Below are 13781 nucleotides of genomic sequence, written 5' to 3'. Positions count from 1 at the left end.
CCTCCCTGTGCGTGTTGTTGCGCGCAACAGGGTGGCACAAGTGTGCGGCGTACGTATTGCGGAGACAAAGTCAGTTCTTCTTCGTTGCCGAAGGGGAAGGTGACTTGGACGTCGACTTCGACGGGGACGCGCTCGGCTTCGCCGACGAACTCGCCGAGGAGGAAGGCGAGTTGGAGGGGGCCGGGGTCGCAGCGCCACCCTCCCCGTTCGTCGACGACACCTTCGCGACGGCTTCCTTGACCGCCTTCACCGCGGCCTTCGACAGGCTCTCCGCGCTCGGCGTCTTCTCGCCCGCGAGCCCGGCGCCGTTGTAGTCGAGGGTCACGACGACGTTCTCGACCCGGACGACGACCGTCTGCTGCCGGAACGACCCTTCCTTCTTCTTCAGGTCGTAGCGCACCGACGTCGCGTCGTCGCCCGTCCCGGTCACCGGCTCCGAGGCGACGTTCTTCGCCCCCGACACCGACTGGGCGTCCTGCACCTGGGTCTCGTAGTACGCCTGCGCCAGCTCGTCGCCGGAACCGCGCGTCGCGGTCGACTCGAAGCGCAGCAGGGACACGTTCAGCCAGCGGAACTGGGACCCCTTCACACCGTTGTTGGCCAGGCTCGTCCAGGAGCAACTGCCGCGCGTCGACGTGTCGTTGGAGGAACCCTCCTTGCCCGACTTCACACCCTTCGGGACAAGTTCCTTCAGCGTCTTCGTCGTCAGCGCCGCACACGGCTCCGGAATCTTCTGGTACGCCGCCGCCTGTACGGTCGGAGCCGCGCTCACCGTCTCGCCCGCACCGGTGGCGTCCGTGTCCTTCGCCGCGTTGTCGGCCGAGCCGGCCGACCCGGAGTCGGATCCCGAGTCGGAGGAGCAGCCGACGGCTACCAGGAGGAGGACGGGGACAGTGGCCAGAGCGGTGAGGGCGCGGTGCAGCCGCTTCGGCGTCACGGTGGCGGTCCGGCTGAGCTGGTCGTCTCGCTTGTCTCGCTGTGCGGGTCGGTGCATGGTTCCTTCACTCATCGCGCTGTGGTTCCTGCGGCTCTCGGTTCCTGCGGTCGGATCGGGTCCGAGGGGCCACGGTACGCGGTGAGGGGCGCGCGGTGCCTGGCTTCACTCCCTTTGCGGAGGGCGGCGGCGAGGGCACCCGGGGCACCTCTCAGTCGAACGCGCCGGCGAGCTGCGAGGCCAGTTTCCGCGCCCTGTCCTGCATTTCCTTGCTGTCCGGCACGGTGCCGAGCGTCGCCGGCTGCTCGACGTACTCGATGGTCACGATCACGTTGGACGTGCGGAACGCCACAGTCACCGTGCGCTGCTGGGCGGTTGAACCGGCGCTGCTCAGCTCGTCGTCGAGGAACGCCTCGTCGCCGAGGCCGTCGAGGAGACGGGGCTGGAGGGCGGCGGCGGACTCGGCGTCCGCGCTGGCGTCCGGGGAAGCGGAGGTGGAGGTCGAGGTGGAGGCGGAAGCGGAGGCCGCGTCAGTGGAGGTGGCGGAGGGGGAGGCGGAGTCGGACGGGGACTCGGACGCGGACGGGGACTCCGTGGCGGAGGCGACGGGCTCCGGCAGATCGGCGTCCACCACCTTGGTCGCGAAGAGATCCGTCGCCTGGCTGTCGTCGCTCACGGAGTTGTCGTACGACACGACCCGCTCGAAATCGACGAGGAGATGGTCGGTGGCGTCCGTGGACTCCACCTTCCAGCGGCAGCCGACCTTGCGGTCCGTGTTGTACGTGAGAGTCGACTCGCCCTCGTACGCCTGCTCCCGCTGCTCCTCGTCCGTGAGTTGTGTGATGCCGGGCAGCAGCGAGTCGAGGGTGTCGTGACTCACCGCGCCACAGGGCTCGGGGAGCGTGTCGTACCGGCCGGGCTGGGCCGCCGCGGTCGTGGTGCCCGCGTCGCCGGGCTTGGCGTCCTCGGCGGTGTCATCGCTGCCCGAGCCGCCGGTGCAGCCGGCCAGCAGCGCCGCGAGGAGCACGGCGACACCGGGTACGTACGCCTTCCGCTGCACGGTCAGGTTTCCTCTCGACGATGTGAACTGTGGGAACGATGCGGACGATCTTTGCGGGGCGGTGCCGGTACCAGTGTCCCCGCTGGTTAATCGCTTGCCGCACAGGGGCGTCACCGGCAGACAATGTGTATCGCACGCACCACCGTGAACGCCGGTCCGGCATCCCTTTCGTTGACCTTGGCGCCGGTTTTGCGTTTCGAGACTTCTGTTGGGTTTTCTGGGGGATGAGGACGTTATGTCGTACGTAGAAGTGCCGGGTGCGAAGGTTCCCATCCGCATGTGGGCCGACCCGGCGTCGGTCGAGGACGGCGCGATGCAGCAGCTGCGAAACGTGGCGACCCTGCCGTGGATCAAGGGCCTGGCGGTCATGCCGGACGTGCACTACGGGAAGGGCGCGACGGTCGGGTCGGTCATCGCGATGCGGGGGGCTGTGTGCCCGGCGGCGGTGGGGGTCGATATCGGGTGCGGGATGTCCGCGGTCAAGACCTCACTGACGGCGAACGATCTGCCGGGGGATCTGTCCCGGCTGCGGTCGAAGGTCGAGCAGGCTATTCCGGTGGGGCGGGGGATGCATGACAGTCCTGTTGATCCGGGGCGGCTGCATGGGTTCGCTACCGGGGGGTGGGGGGAGTTCTGGGGGCGGTTTGATGGGGTCGCCGAAGCGGTCAAGTTCCGTCAGGAACGTGCCACAAAGCAGATCGGAACGCTCGGAAGTGGCAACCACTTTGTCGAGGTCTGCACGGATACGACCGGTTCTGTCTGGCTGATGCTCCACTCCGGTTCCCGGAACATCGGCAAGGAGCTGGCTGACCATCACATCGGCGTGGCCCAGAAGCTCCCGCACAACCAGGGACTGGTCGACCGCGACCTCGCCGTCTTCATCGCGGACACCCCGCAGATGGCGGCCTACCGCAACGACCTCTTCTGGGCGCAGGAGTACGCGAGGTACAACCGCTCGATCATGATGGCGCTCCTGAAGGACGTGATCCGCAAGGAGTTCCGGAAGGCGAAGCCGACCTTCGAGCCGGAGATCAGTGCTCACCACAACTATGTCTCCGAGGAGCGGTACGACGGCATGGACCTCCTCGTCACCCGAAAGGGCGCGATCCGGGCCGGCTCCGGCGAGTTCGGGATCATCCCGGGCTCGATGGGCACCGGTTCGTACATCGTGAAAGGTCTCGGCAACGAGAAGGCCTTCAACTCGGCGTCCCACGGCGCCGGTCGGCGTATGAGCCGCAACGCGGCGAAGCGGCGCTTCTCGACGAAGGACCTGGAGGAGCAGACGCGTGGCGTGGAGTGCCGTAAGGACTCCGGCGTCGTGGACGAGATCCCGGGTGCGTACAAGCCGATCGAGCAGGTCATCGACCAGCAGCGGGACTTGGTGGAGGTCGTGGCGAAGCTGAAGCAGGTTGTCTGCGTGAAGGGTTGAGCGTCACGGGCGGTTGTCCGGGTGCGGTGGGAGGCGGGGGCGGGCAGGGCCCTGTTCGGCGTGACGTCAGTGTGACCTCGGTCATGTGACGCATGCCGTCAGGTTCCTGTCCGGGAATTGTCAGGAAGGCGCGATTCCATGGCGGCGCACGTCCTTGTCCCCCCACCGCGAGGAGCGTCTGCGTCGTGACGACCCCTTTAACTCCCCTTGCAGGTCCGCCGGTTGAGGAAATCGCCGAGTTCCCCATGCCCCGCGATTCCGCCTGTCCCTTCGATCCGCCCCCGGCGCTGCGGCAGCGTGATGCCGAGGAGCCGGTGTCCAAAGTTCGGCTGTGGGACGGGAGTACGCACTGGCTTGTCACTCGGTACGAGGATCAGCGGGCCCTCTACGGCGATCAGCGGCTCAGTGTTGATACGACCCGGCCCGGGTTTCCGTATCTCAACGAGGCGTTCCGGGAGGTTGCGGCCAAGACGCCGCCGTCGTTCCTGAACATGGACGACCCCGACCATGCCCGCATCCGGCGCATGGTGACCGCCCCGTTCGCCATCAAGCGGATCGAGGCGCTGCGGCCCGCTATTCAGCGGATGACGGACGACCTCATCGACAAGATGCTGGCCGGGCCGAAGCCCGTCGACCTCGTCGAGGCGTTGGCGCTTCCGCTGCCTTCGCTCGTGATCTGTGAGCTGCTCGGTGTGCCGTACGAAGACCATGACTTCTTCCAGAGCAACAGCAAAGTCGGTCTGCGTCGGGACGTGACAGTGGAGGCTGTGCGGGCCGCCAGTGGGGCTCTTTTCCAGTATCTGGACCGGCAGTTGGACCGGAAGATCGCCGAGCCCGCCGACGACATGCTCTCCGAGTTGGGCGCGCGGTTCCAGGCGGGCGATCTCACCCGGCAGGAAGCGGTCATGCTGGGGCAGTTGCTGCTCGGCGCCGGGCATGAGACCAGCGCCAACATGATCGCGCTGGGTGTGCTTGCCTTTCTGGAGCATCCTGATCAGCTTGCGATCGTGCGGGATTCCGACGATCCGAAGGTTCTCGCCGGTGCGGCCGAGGAGATGCTGCGGTATCTGACGGTCGTTCACAGCGGGCAGCGGCGGCTGGCGCTGGAGGATCTGGAGATCGGTGGGCAGGTCGTTCGGGCCGGGGAAGGTGTCATCATCCCTGGTGCTACCGGGAATTGGGACGCCGGTCTCTTTCCCGAACCCGAGAAGCTGGACATCACCCGTGACGCCCGTCGGCACATGGCCTTCGGGTTCGGTATTCATCAGTGCCTGGGGCAGCCGCTCGCCCGGCTCGAACTCCAGGTGGTCTACGGCACGTTGTTCCGCCGGGTTCCCGAACTGCGCCTGGCCACCGAGCTGGAGAAGATTCCGTTCAAGGACGACGGCATCGTGTACGGGGTGTATGAGCTGCCCGTCACCTGGTAACCGGCGGCTCCCGCAGGGGAGTTACTTCGCGTGCTTCACGGCGTAGATCATCACGAACGCCACCAGGTGGATGCCGAAGAGGAAGTACGCGAGGTAGTACCAGACGTAGCGTTCGCGTTTCTTCTCCAGGGCCAGGAGCTGTTGTTCCTGCTCCCGGTCCCGGTCCTGCTCCCGGTCGCGGGCGCTCGTCTCCTCCGCCTTCTCGGTCTCGTCGTCCGTCATCACACGTCCCGGTGGATCTTCGTGTTGGACGCCTGCGCGCGGGGGCGCAGGACCAGCAGGTCGACGTTGACGTGGCTCGGGCGGGTCACCGTCCAGGTGATCGTGTCCGCCACGTCGTCCGCCGTGAGCGGTTCGGCCACGCCCTCGTAGACCTTCGACGCCTTCTCGGAGTCGCCGGAGAAACGGGTCAGGGCGAACTCGTCCGTCTTGACCATGCCCGGTGCGATCTCGATCACCCGGACCGGCGTGCCGACGATCTCCAGCCGCAGCGTCTCCGCGAGGACGTGGGCGCCGTGCTTGGCGGCGACATAGCCCCCGCCGCCCTCGTACGTGCCGTGCCCCGCGGTGGAGGAGACGACCACGATCGTGCCGTCGCCGCTCGCTGTCAGGGCGGGGAGGAGGGCCTGGGTGAGGTTGAGGGTGCCGATGACGTTCGTCTCGTACATCTGGCGCCAGTCGGCCGGGTCGCCGGTGGCCACCGGGTCCGCGCCCAGTGCGCCGCCCGCGTTGTTGATGAGGACGCCGATCGTCTTGAACGCGCTCGCGAACTCGTCCACCGCCGTGCGGTCGGTGACGTCCAGCGGGTACGCCGTCGCCTGGCCGCCGGTCGCGTTGATCTCCTCGGCAAGTGCCTCGATCCGGTCCTTGCGGCGGGCCGTCAGGACGACCCGGTAGCCGGCCGCGGCGAGCCGGCGGGCCGTCGCGGCACCGATTCCGCTGCTCGCGCCGGTGACCACGGCGATGCGGGAGGCGGCGGACGGGGCGGCGGTGGCCATGGACTGCTCCTCGGGGAGTTCTGGGAAGAGGGTGCGCTGTCGGTCGTACGGCTGACGTACGGCTGAACTGCTGCCCAGGATAGGCAGGCGGGCGGAACGGGCGGCGGGGTGTCCGGAGGGTGGGCCGGTGCGGGGTGCCCGGACCGGCCTGCGGTGGGAAAATGGGGTGGGTGATCCGCGGCAGTGGAGGTGGATCATGGGAGAAGCACGTGACGTCATGGACCGGCTCACGGAGGCGCTCACCTCGGCGCCCGATCTCAAGACCGTCGCCGAGCTGTACGCGCCCGACGCGGTCGCCGTCACCCCCGACGGCGGGGAGATCCACGGGCGCGACAACATCGTCGAGTACTGGCGGCAGATGACCGACGCGATGCCCGAGTCGACGTACGAGCCCGTGCACTCGTACGAGATCGGTGACACGGCCGTCGACGAGGGCTACTTCAGCGGGCGGAACACCGGGCCGATCCAGCTGCCCTCCGGCGAGCAGCTGCCCGCGACGCAGAAGGCGGTCCGGGTCCGGGGGATCGACATCGCGACGGTCCGGGACGGTCACATCGTCGACTACCGGCTCTACTTCGACCAGATGGAGTTCCTGGGGCAGCTCGGGCTGCTGCCGCCCGACCCGCTCGGCTGAGCCCCGGCTTCAGTTGCCGCCTCGCGGGGCGTACATGATCACGGCCATGCCCGCGAGGCAGATCAGCGCGCCCGTCACGTCCCAGCGGTCCGGGCGGTAGCCGTCCGCCACCATGCCCCAGGCCAGTGAACCGGCGACGAAGACACCGCCGTACGCGGCCAGGATGCGGCCGAACTCCGCGTCGGGCTGGAGGGTGGCGACGAACCCGTACGCGCCCAGGGCCAGCACGCCCGCGCCGATCCACACCCAGCCGCGGTGCTCCCGTACGCCCTGCCAGACGAGCCAGGCGCCCCCGATCTCGAACAGGGCGGCGACGACGAACAGGGCCACGGAGCGCAGGACGGACATGCGGGCAGCTTTGCATCTCCGCTCACCGTCACCTGTTGGAGGGCGCCTGCGGGGCGCGTCAGGTGGGATACATCGCTTCGACGAGAGTGACGGTCTTCTGGGCGAGGAGTGGGCATGGGTATGCGGGTTTGGGTGTGTGGGCTGGTGGCGGGCTTTACGGCAATCGGTGTGGTCGGGGCGGGGGGATTCGCCGGGGCCGACAGTGGTGGGCCCGAGGCCGATCTCGCCTATCACGGGTCCGTCTCGCTGGACCGTGGGCGGATCGATCTGCGCGTGACCCCGCGCAATCACGGGCCCTCCGCCGTCGCCGACGCGACCGTGCGGCTGACCTGGTCGGCCCCGCTGGCCGCCCGGCAGCAGCTGCCGGACGGGTGCGCGCGGCTCGGGGCGCGGGTGGTGGTGTGCCGTACGGGGGCGCTGGCCGCCGACGGTGTGGGCGAGCAGCTCGGGCTGAGGATGCGGCTCCAGGGCATGCCCGCCGAGGTGACGCTGGAGATCGGTACGGTCTGGAGCGGCGGTGTCGTGGACCGCAACCGGGGCAACGACCAGCAGCGTGTCCTCGTGCTCGACACCGGTGACGCCTATTACTTCTGATGACTTCTGGCGACTTCTGACGGTCATGGTTTCCGGCTCGCGCGCGGTGTCACCGTCACCTCCGGGATGGTGCCGCCGCAGCGCAGTACGGCGTCCAGGGTGCGCAGGAACTCGGACACGTCGAGCAGGTCGCCGGTGAGATAGCCGCGCTGCCGCCAGACCGGGACGACCTCGGCGGCGTACGTCATGTCCCAGCCGTTGTTGAACTCGGTGCGGGAGTCTCCCTCACCGCCGCCGCAGTCCCTGACCACGAACCGGGTGAAGCCGACCTCGGGGTGTTCGACGCGGTACGCCTCCACCAGTTTCTCCAGGGCCGCCTTGCTGACGTGGTAGCCCGCGAACCCCGGCCAGGCGGGGGTGATCGAGGCGCCGACCGTGGAGAGGTAGACGGCGGTGCCGGCGGACGCCGTGAGGTGGGGGAGCGCGGCGTTGGTGATCAGGGCCGCGCCGATGACGTTGGTGTCCATCACGCTGCGCCAGGTGTCGGCGTTCGTCTGCTCTATGGGGGCCAGGGGGCCGACGCCGGTGGTGTAGACGAGGGCGTCGATGCCGCCGAGTCCGTCCGCGGCCTCCTCTATCGCCGCCCGGCAGGACTCCTCGTCGGTCACGTCACAGGCGATGGCGAGTGCGTCCGGGCCCGCCTCCTTCGCCGCGTCGACCAGGCGGTCGTGCCTGCGGGCGAGCAGGGCGACCCGGTTTCCCCGGCCGCCGAGGTCGATCCCCGCGCAACGGCCCAGCCCGCTGGACGCGCCGACCACCACGACTCTCATCCCGGTCAGCTCAGCTGCCATCGCTCTGCCATTGAATCCGTCATCGCGAGAACCTCATTCTCTCGATATGGAAACCTTCCTCCGTCGAGTTCTAGCACGGGGTGGAATGCCTGCGGAATACCTCGGGAAGGGGTGCGGTTGACGCATCCGGACGCTATAGTTGAACAGTAAACAACTTGGAGGATGAGCGACCATGCAGTTCGGGATCTTCAGCGTCGGCGATGTCACACCGGACCCGACCACGGGACGTACGCCGACCGAACGCGAGCGCATCAAGGCCATGGTCGCCATCGCGCTGAAGGCCGAGGAGGTCGGCCTCGACGTCTTCGCCACCGGCGAGCACCACAACCCGCCCTTCGTGCCCTCGTCCCCGACCACGATGCTCGGGTACATCGCGGCGCAGACCGAGAAGCTGATCCTCTCCACCTCCACCACCCTCATCACCACCAACGACCCGGTGAAGATCGCGGAGGACTTCGCGATGCTCCAGCACCTGGCCGACGGGCGCGTCGACCTGATGATGGGGCGCGGCAACACCGGCCCGGTGTACCCGTGGTTCGGGCAGGACATCCGGCAGGGCATCAACCTCGCCGTCGAGAACTACGCCCTGCTGCGCCGGCTGTGGCGCGAGGACGTCGTGAACTGGGAGGGGAAGTTCCGTACGCCGCTGCAGGGGTTCACATCGACACCCCGGCCTCTGGACGACGTACCGCCGTTCGTCTGGCACGGTTCGATCCGCTCGCCCGAGATCGCCGAGCAGGCGGCCTACTACGGCGACGGCTTCTTCCACAACAACATCTTCTGGCCGGCCGACCACACCAAGAAGATGATCGAGCTGTACCGCTCCCGGTACGCCCACTACGGCCACGGGACGGCCGAGCAGGCCATCGTCGGGCTTGGCGGTCAGGTGTTCATGCGGAAGAACTCGCAGGACGCGGTACGGGAGTTCCGGCCGTACTTCAACGAGGCGCCGGTGTACGGGCACGGGCCCTCCCTGGAGGACTTCACCGACCAGACCCCGCTGACCGTCGGGTCCCCGCAGCAGGTCATCGAGAAGACGCTGGCCTTCCGGGAGTACGCCGGTGACTACCAGCGCCAGCTGTTCCTGCTCGACCACGCCGGGCTGCCGCTCAAGACGGTCCTCGAGCAGCTCGACCTGCTCGGCGAGGAGGTCGTGCCGGTGCTGCGCGCGGAGTTCGCGAAGGGGCGGGCGGCGGACGTGCCGGACGCGCCCACGCACGCTTCCCTGCTGGCCGCCGCGCAGAAGGAGCAGCAGGAGAAGAAGGAGGCTGCCGTATGAAGCTCGTCGTCGTTTCGGCGGGGCTGAGTGTGCCGTCGTCCACCCGGCTGCTGGCCGACCGGCTGGCCGCCGCGGTGGACCGGCAGGCGGACGTCGACATCCAGGTCGTGGAGCTGCGCGACCTCGCCGTGGAGATCGCGCACAACTTCACCAGCGGGTTTCCGGGGCGGAAGCTGGCGGACGCGCTGGACGCGGTGACGGGGGCGGACGGGCTGATCGTCGTCACCCCGGTGTTCTCCGCCTCGTACAGCGGGCTGTTCAAGTCGTTCTTCGATGTGCTGGAGAAGGACGCGCTGGTGGGGAAGCCGGTGCTCGTCGCGGCGACGGGTGGGTCGGCCCGGCACTCGCTGGTGCTGGAGCACGCGATGCGGCCGTTGTTCGCGTATCTGCGGGCCGTGGTGGTGCCGACGGGCGTGTACGCCGCCTCCGAGGACTGGGGTGCGGAGGGATTGCCCGAGCGGATCGAGCGGGCTGCGGGGGAGCTGACGGCTCTGATGTCGGGGCTGTCGGCCCAGCGGCGGGTGCCGAAGCCCGCCGCGCCGGGCGGGTTCGAGGTGATCCCGTTCGAGCAGCAGTTGAACGCGCTGCGGCCGTGACGGTGAGGGGGACGGTGAGGGCGAGAGTGAGAGGCGAGTAAGAGCCCCCCTTGGCACACTGGGCGGGTGTCCCAAACTGTGCTGCTCGCCGAGGACGACCGTGCCATCCGCCACGCCCTGGAGCGGGCCCTGACCCTGGAGGGCTACCGGGTCACCGCGGTCGCCGACGGGGTCGAGGCGCTCGCGCAGGCGCATCGCACCCCGCCGGACGTTCTCGTCCTGGACGTGATGATGCCCGGCATCGACGGGCTCCAGGTGTGCCGGGTGCTGCGCGCCGAGGGGGACCGTACGCCGATCCTCATGCTCACGGCGCTCGTGGAGACCGCCGACCGGATCGCGGGCCTTGACGCGGGCGCCGACGACTACGTCGTCAAGCCGTTCGACGTCGAGGAGGTCTTCGCCCGGCTCCGGGCGCTGCTGCGGCGCACGGGTACGGGCACCGGCGAGAGCCTTCCCCGGGGCGTCGCTCCCGTCGGCGTACGCGCCTCGCACGTGTCGCACGTACCGAAGGAACCCGCTCTTCCCGAGCGGCAGCTCGCCGCCGCCGGGCTGCGGATGGATCTCCAGGCGCGGCGGGTGTGGCGCGGGGCGCGGGAGCTGGAGCTGACCCGGACCGAGTTCGAGCTGCTGGAACTGCTCGTGCGCAACGCCGGGATCGTGCTCGACCACTCCACGATCTACGACCGTATCTGGGGCTACGACTTCGGTCCGGGGTCCAAGAACCTCGCCGTGTACGTCGGTTATCTGCGCCGCAAGCTCGACGAGCCGGGTGCGTCGCAGCTGATCCACACGGTGCGAGGCGTGGGTTACGTCCTCCGGGAGGACTGAGTGACCTTGCGGAGGGCGGGACTGGCCTCGCTCCGGACCACCTTCGCCGTGTCGTTCGCCGCGGTCGCGGCCGGGGTGACGGTCCTCGTCGGGTTCCTGTCGTACGACGCCGCCGCGCGACTGGTCAGGGTGGACCAGCAGTCCGCCTTCGCCGAGGTCGTGCAGGACCTCCAGGACGAGGTGCGGCACAACACGATGACTCCGCAGGACTTCTCGTCGTCCGAACCGGGGCACGACATCGTCCGGCCCAGCCGTACCGATGTGCAGGTGCTCGGGGCGGGGGGTGAGGTGGTCGACAGCGGCAGTCCGGTGCTGCCGGTCACCGCCGAGGACCGGCGGATCGCCGCCTCGCCCGTTGCCGGGCTGGCCGTGCAGCACAAGGACGTCGACGTCGGCCAGGACGTCTACCGCATCGCGACCGTCGCGCTCGGTGGCGAGCGGGGCGAGGGGCGGGGCGCGGTGCAGGTCGCGCAGGAGTTCAGCGATACGGAGGATCTGCTGCGGGAGCTTCAGCAGCGGACGATTCTGATGGTCGTCGCGGTCGTCGTCGCGGCCGGGCTGTTCGGGTGGTGGCTGGCCCGGCGGATCACGCACCGGCTGCGCATCCTGGCGTCCGCCGCCGAGGATGTCGCCCGCACGCGTCGGCTCGGCATCCAGGTGCCGGTCACCGGGGCCGACGAGGTGGGGCGGCTGGGCCGGTCCTTCGACCGCATGCTGGGGCGGCTCGCGCAGTCGGAGGAGGATCAGCGCAGGCTGGTCCAGGACGCGGGGCACGAGCTGCGTACCCCGCTCACCTCCCTCCGTACGAATATCTCGCTGCTGCGCCGCATCGACGAACTGCCGCCCGCGACCCGGGCGGAACTGGTCGCCGACCTCGCCCAGGAGGCACGCGAACTCACCGATCTGGTCAACGAGTTGGTGGACCTGGCGGCCGGGCAGTCGGACACCGAGCCCAAGCAGCGGATCGATCTCGCCGACATCGCGGACGAGGTGGCGGTGGTCGCGCGGCGGCGTACCGGGCGGGAGGTTGTTGTGCGCGTGAGCGGCGACACGGTCGCCGACGCGCGGCCGGCGGCGCTTCAGCGGGCGATCTCCAACCTTGTCGAGAACGCGGCCAAGTTCGACCGGGGTGGGGCGGCTCCGATCGAGATCGCGGTCACTGGGCCGGAGCGGGTGCGGCAGGGGGCGATTCGGGTGGAGGTGCTGGATCGGGGGCCGGGGGTTGCGGAGGGGGATCTGTTGCGGGTGTTCGACCGGTTTTATCGGGCCGCTGATGCGCGGAGCCTGCCGGGTTCGGGGCTTGGGCTGTCGATCGTGCGGGAGGTGGCTATCGCGCATGGTGGGGCGCCGTTTGCCAATCGGCGGGAGGGGGGTGGGGCGGTTATTGGGTTCACGGTGGGGGGTGGGGGGTGAGGGGGGTGGTTCTCGGGGTTTGTGGGCGGGTGCGGGTGCGGGTGCGGGTGCGGGTGCGTTGGGGCTGGTCGCGCCCACGCGGCGGAGCCGCATATAGACACAGCCCCGCGCCCCTAGGTGGGTGGGGCTGGCCTCTGTTGAGCGGACCGGGCGGCCGGGTGGTGCGGCCGACCGGTCCTACGGTTACCCCGTCAGTTCTTGTCGAGGAGCTTGTTCATCTCGGTGATCTCGGCGTTCTGGGTGCGGATGACGTCGTCGGCCATGGCGGTGGCGGGGCCGTACTCGCCCTTGGCCTTCTCGGTCGTGGCCATCTTCACGGCACCCTTGTGGTGCTCGATCATCATGGCGAGGAACGCCTTGTCGAAGTCCTCGGCTGCCGAACCGTGGTTCATCTCCGGCATCGCCTCCATCGATTCCATGGACTCCATGCCGGGCATCGACTCCGTCGACGTCGGGACGTCCTCGCCCCATGTCTTCAGCCAACCGGACATGGTCCCGATCTCCGCCGTCTGGGCCTTCTCGATGCGCGCGGCGAGGGCCTTGACCTCGGCCGACGAGGCCTTGTCCGTCGCCTCCTCCGCCATCTCCAGGGCGCCCTTGTGGTGGGGGATCATGCCCTGCGCGAAGGTGACGTCCTGGGCGTTGTGGTTCTCGGTCTTGCTTGCGCTGTCGGCGGCGGCACCGCTGCTGCTGCCGTCGTCGCTGCCGCAGGCGGTGAGCGTGATGGCGAGCGCGGCGGTGGCGGCCATGGCGACGAGGGTCTTGCGGGTTTTGCGCATGCTGGAACTCCTGCTGTGGGGAAGGGAATTGAGGTCGAGGGCACGCGTGAGGCGTGCGGTGGCCTCTAGGGCCTGTCGTTTGGATCACGTCGCTTCGAGCGACGGTCCTTGGAAGCGCCGGTGAGCGGGGCGTGCCACACCCCGCGGCCCAGGCGTGATCCAAACGACAGGCCCTAGATCCGCAGGAGTTGGAGTTCGGCCAGGGACGGTGGCGCTCGGGCGCCCTCGGGGGACCGGGGCAGCGAACGGCTGACACCGCCGGCCAGGGCCGGGGCGCCTGCCGGGTCGGGCGTCAGGGCGGGGAACGTGTGCCCCGCCGGGACGGCACCGGACGCGCAGGTCGCGTCGGCGTGGTGGGCGTGGCCACCGGGGGAGCCGGAGCCGTGGCAGACGGTCTCGTCGGCGGGCCCTGCCTGCATGCTCATCGGCTGGGCCTGGTGGTGGCCGCCGTGCTGGGCGCCGCTCGTCATCCCGCCGCCGGGCGCCAGGCCGTGCATCGCGACCACGCCCGCCAGCAGTCCGAGCACGACGAACGCACGCGCCCACCAGGAGGGTGGGTGCGCGCGCCGTAGTCGTCGCGATCGCTGTGCGCGGGCTGTCACGCGGCCATGCTAGCCCCAGTCGCGCATACGGATACCGGGTACCCGTATTTCCGTATGTCCCGCCGTACC

The 13781-nt window shown here is 69.2% G+C and carries 16 protein-coding genes; 8 read left to right on the top strand and 8 right to left on the bottom strand.

Annotated elements, in window-relative coordinates:
• Positions 1-70 precede the first annotated feature (70 nt).
• The gene (locus ACWDR4_RS30750; RefSeq protein WP_450413357.1) at positions 71-994 is read right to left on the bottom strand and encodes a DUF3558 domain-containing protein; all 924 of its coding nucleotides are present in this window, start codon (positions 992-994) and stop codon (positions 71-73) included.
• 151 nt (positions 995-1145) lie between these two features.
• Positions 1146-1994 (bottom strand): DUF3558 domain-containing protein, encoded by an 849-nt coding sequence (locus tag ACWDR4_RS30745; protein WP_450413356.1) that lies wholly within the window; start codon positions 1992-1994, stop codon positions 1146-1148.
• Positions 1995-2229: 235 nt separating this feature from the next.
• Here ACWDR4_RS30745 and ACWDR4_RS30740 point away from each other — a divergent pair, with 235 nt between their 5' ends.
• Together ACWDR4_RS30740 and ACWDR4_RS30735 are read left to right on the top strand one after the other, a co-directional pair.
• Positions 2230-3423, top strand: a complete 1194-nt coding sequence (locus tag ACWDR4_RS30740; RefSeq protein ID WP_450413355.1) for an RtcB family protein — start codon at positions 2230-2232, stop codon at positions 3421-3423.
• Positions 3424-3668: 245 nt separating this feature from the next.
• Complete coding sequence (locus ACWDR4_RS30735) at positions 3669-4850, top strand: cytochrome P450 (RefSeq protein WP_450413382.1); 1182 nt, start codon at positions 3669-3671, stop codon at positions 4848-4850.
• A gap of 21 nt (positions 4851-4871) precedes the next feature.
• Here ACWDR4_RS30735 and ACWDR4_RS30730 read toward each other — a convergent pair whose 3' ends face one another.
• On the bottom strand, positions 4872-5072 hold the full coding sequence (locus ACWDR4_RS30730) for a hypothetical protein (RefSeq protein WP_450413354.1): 201 nt from the start codon (positions 5070-5072) through the stop codon (positions 4872-4874).
• Positions 5072-5848 carry an SDR family NAD(P)-dependent oxidoreductase gene (locus ACWDR4_RS30725; RefSeq protein WP_450413353.1) on the bottom strand — a complete coding sequence of 259 codons (777 nt, stop codon included), beginning with the start codon at positions 5846-5848 and terminating at the stop codon, positions 5072-5074. Before ACWDR4_RS30725 ends, ACWDR4_RS30730 begins: the two co-directional genes overlap by 1 nt.
• Before the next feature lie 196 nt (positions 5849-6044).
• On the opposite strand from ACWDR4_RS30725, the gene ACWDR4_RS30720 reads away from it, so the two are divergent.
• The gene (locus tag ACWDR4_RS30720; RefSeq protein WP_450413352.1) at positions 6045-6482 is read left to right on the top strand and encodes an ester cyclase; all 438 of its coding nucleotides are present in this window, start codon (positions 6045-6047) and stop codon (positions 6480-6482) included.
• A 9-nt stretch (positions 6483-6491) separates the two neighbouring features.
• Here ACWDR4_RS30720 and ACWDR4_RS30715 read toward each other — a convergent pair whose 3' ends face one another.
• On the bottom strand, positions 6492-6830 hold the full coding sequence (locus ACWDR4_RS30715) for a YnfA family protein (protein ID WP_450413351.1): 339 nt from the start codon (positions 6828-6830) through the stop codon (positions 6492-6494).
• Positions 6831-6950: 120 nt separating this feature from the next.
• On the opposite strand from ACWDR4_RS30715, the gene ACWDR4_RS30710 reads away from it, so the two are divergent.
• Positions 6951-7424, top strand: coding sequence for a hypothetical protein (locus ACWDR4_RS30710; protein WP_450413381.1), 474 nt, complete (start codon positions 6951-6953; stop codon positions 7422-7424).
• Positions 7425-7447: 23 nt separating this feature from the next.
• Here ACWDR4_RS30710 and ACWDR4_RS30705 read toward each other — a convergent pair whose 3' ends face one another.
• Complete coding sequence (locus ACWDR4_RS30705; protein ID WP_450413350.1) at positions 7448-8215, bottom strand: SDR family oxidoreductase; 768 nt, start codon at positions 8213-8215, stop codon at positions 7448-7450.
• Between the two features lie 172 nt (positions 8216-8387).
• On the opposite strand from ACWDR4_RS30705, the gene ACWDR4_RS30700 reads away from it, so the two are divergent.
• From ACWDR4_RS30700 to ACWDR4_RS30685, 4 genes are all read left to right on the top strand, one after another.
• Entirely contained in the window at positions 8388-9494 is a 1107-nt protein-coding gene (locus tag ACWDR4_RS30700; RefSeq protein ID WP_450413349.1) for an LLM class flavin-dependent oxidoreductase, read from the top strand.
• The gene (locus ACWDR4_RS30695; RefSeq protein ID WP_450413348.1) at positions 9491-10090 is read left to right on the top strand and encodes an FMN reductase; all 600 of its coding nucleotides are present in this window, start codon (positions 9491-9493) and stop codon (positions 10088-10090) included. The genes ACWDR4_RS30700 and ACWDR4_RS30695 overlap by 4 nt, the downstream gene beginning before the upstream one ends.
• A gap of 78 nt (positions 10091-10168) precedes the next feature.
• Positions 10169-10918 carry a response regulator transcription factor gene (locus ACWDR4_RS30690; RefSeq protein WP_450413380.1) on the top strand — a complete coding sequence of 250 codons (750 nt, stop codon included), beginning with the start codon at positions 10169-10171 and terminating at the stop codon, positions 10916-10918.
• A complete protein-coding gene (locus ACWDR4_RS30685; RefSeq protein ID WP_450413347.1) occupies positions 10919-12331 on the top strand; it encodes a HAMP domain-containing sensor histidine kinase in 1413 nt (470 codons plus the stop codon).
• A gap of 191 nt (positions 12332-12522) precedes the next feature.
• Here the strand turns inward: ACWDR4_RS30685 and ACWDR4_RS30680 are convergent, their stop codons facing one another.
• Together ACWDR4_RS30680 and ACWDR4_RS30675 are read right to left on the bottom strand one after the other, a co-directional pair.
• A complete protein-coding gene (locus ACWDR4_RS30680) occupies positions 12523-13110 on the bottom strand; it encodes a DUF305 domain-containing protein (RefSeq protein ID WP_450413346.1) in 588 nt (195 codons plus the stop codon).
• Between the two features lie 173 nt (positions 13111-13283).
• Positions 13284-13712 (bottom strand): DUF6153 family protein, encoded by a 429-nt coding sequence (locus ACWDR4_RS30675; RefSeq protein WP_450413345.1) that lies wholly within the window; start codon positions 13710-13712, stop codon positions 13284-13286.
• Between the last annotated feature and the right edge of the window lie 69 nt (positions 13713-13781).

The organism is Streptomyces sp. NPDC000878 (genome assembly GCF_053599695.1).
The sequence above is the reverse complement of the archived record's forward strand: the minus strand, read 5'-3'. Positions and strand labels throughout refer to the sequence as shown.

Coding starts and splice junctions, on each gene's coding strand:
- ACWDR4_RS30750 (WP_450413357.1), bottom strand. CDS start 994: ATGCACCGACCCGCACAGCGAGACAAGCGAGACGACCAGCTCAGCCGG.
- ACWDR4_RS30740 (WP_450413355.1), top strand. CDS start 2,230: ATGTCGTACGTAGAAGTGCCGGGTGCGAAGGTTCCCATCCGCATGTGG.
- ACWDR4_RS30735 (WP_450413382.1), top strand. CDS start 3,669: ATGCCCCGCGATTCCGCCTGTCCCTTCGATCCGCCCCCGGCGCTGCGG.
- ACWDR4_RS30730 (WP_450413354.1), bottom strand. CDS start 5,072: ATGACGGACGACGAGACCGAGAAGGCGGAGGAGACGAGCGCCCGCGAC.
- ACWDR4_RS30725 (WP_450413353.1), bottom strand. CDS start 5,848: ATGGCCACCGCCGCCCCGTCCGCCGCCTCCCGCATCGCCGTGGTCACC.
- ACWDR4_RS30720 (WP_450413352.1), top strand. CDS start 6,045: ATGGGAGAAGCACGTGACGTCATGGACCGGCTCACGGAGGCGCTCACC.
- ACWDR4_RS30715 (WP_450413351.1), bottom strand. CDS start 6,830: ATGTCCGTCCTGCGCTCCGTGGCCCTGTTCGTCGTCGCCGCCCTGTTC.
- ACWDR4_RS30710 (WP_450413381.1), top strand. CDS start 6,951: ATGCGGGTTTGGGTGTGTGGGCTGGTGGCGGGCTTTACGGCAATCGGT.
- ACWDR4_RS30705 (WP_450413350.1), bottom strand. CDS start 8,215: ATGGCAGCTGAGCTGACCGGGATGAGAGTCGTGGTGGTCGGCGCGTCC.
- ACWDR4_RS30700 (WP_450413349.1), top strand. CDS start 8,388: ATGCAGTTCGGGATCTTCAGCGTCGGCGATGTCACACCGGACCCGACC.
- ACWDR4_RS30695 (WP_450413348.1), top strand. CDS start 9,491: ATGAAGCTCGTCGTCGTTTCGGCGGGGCTGAGTGTGCCGTCGTCCACC.
- ACWDR4_RS30680 (WP_450413346.1), bottom strand. CDS start 13,110: ATGCGCAAAACCCGCAAGACCCTCGTCGCCATGGCCGCCACCGCCGCG.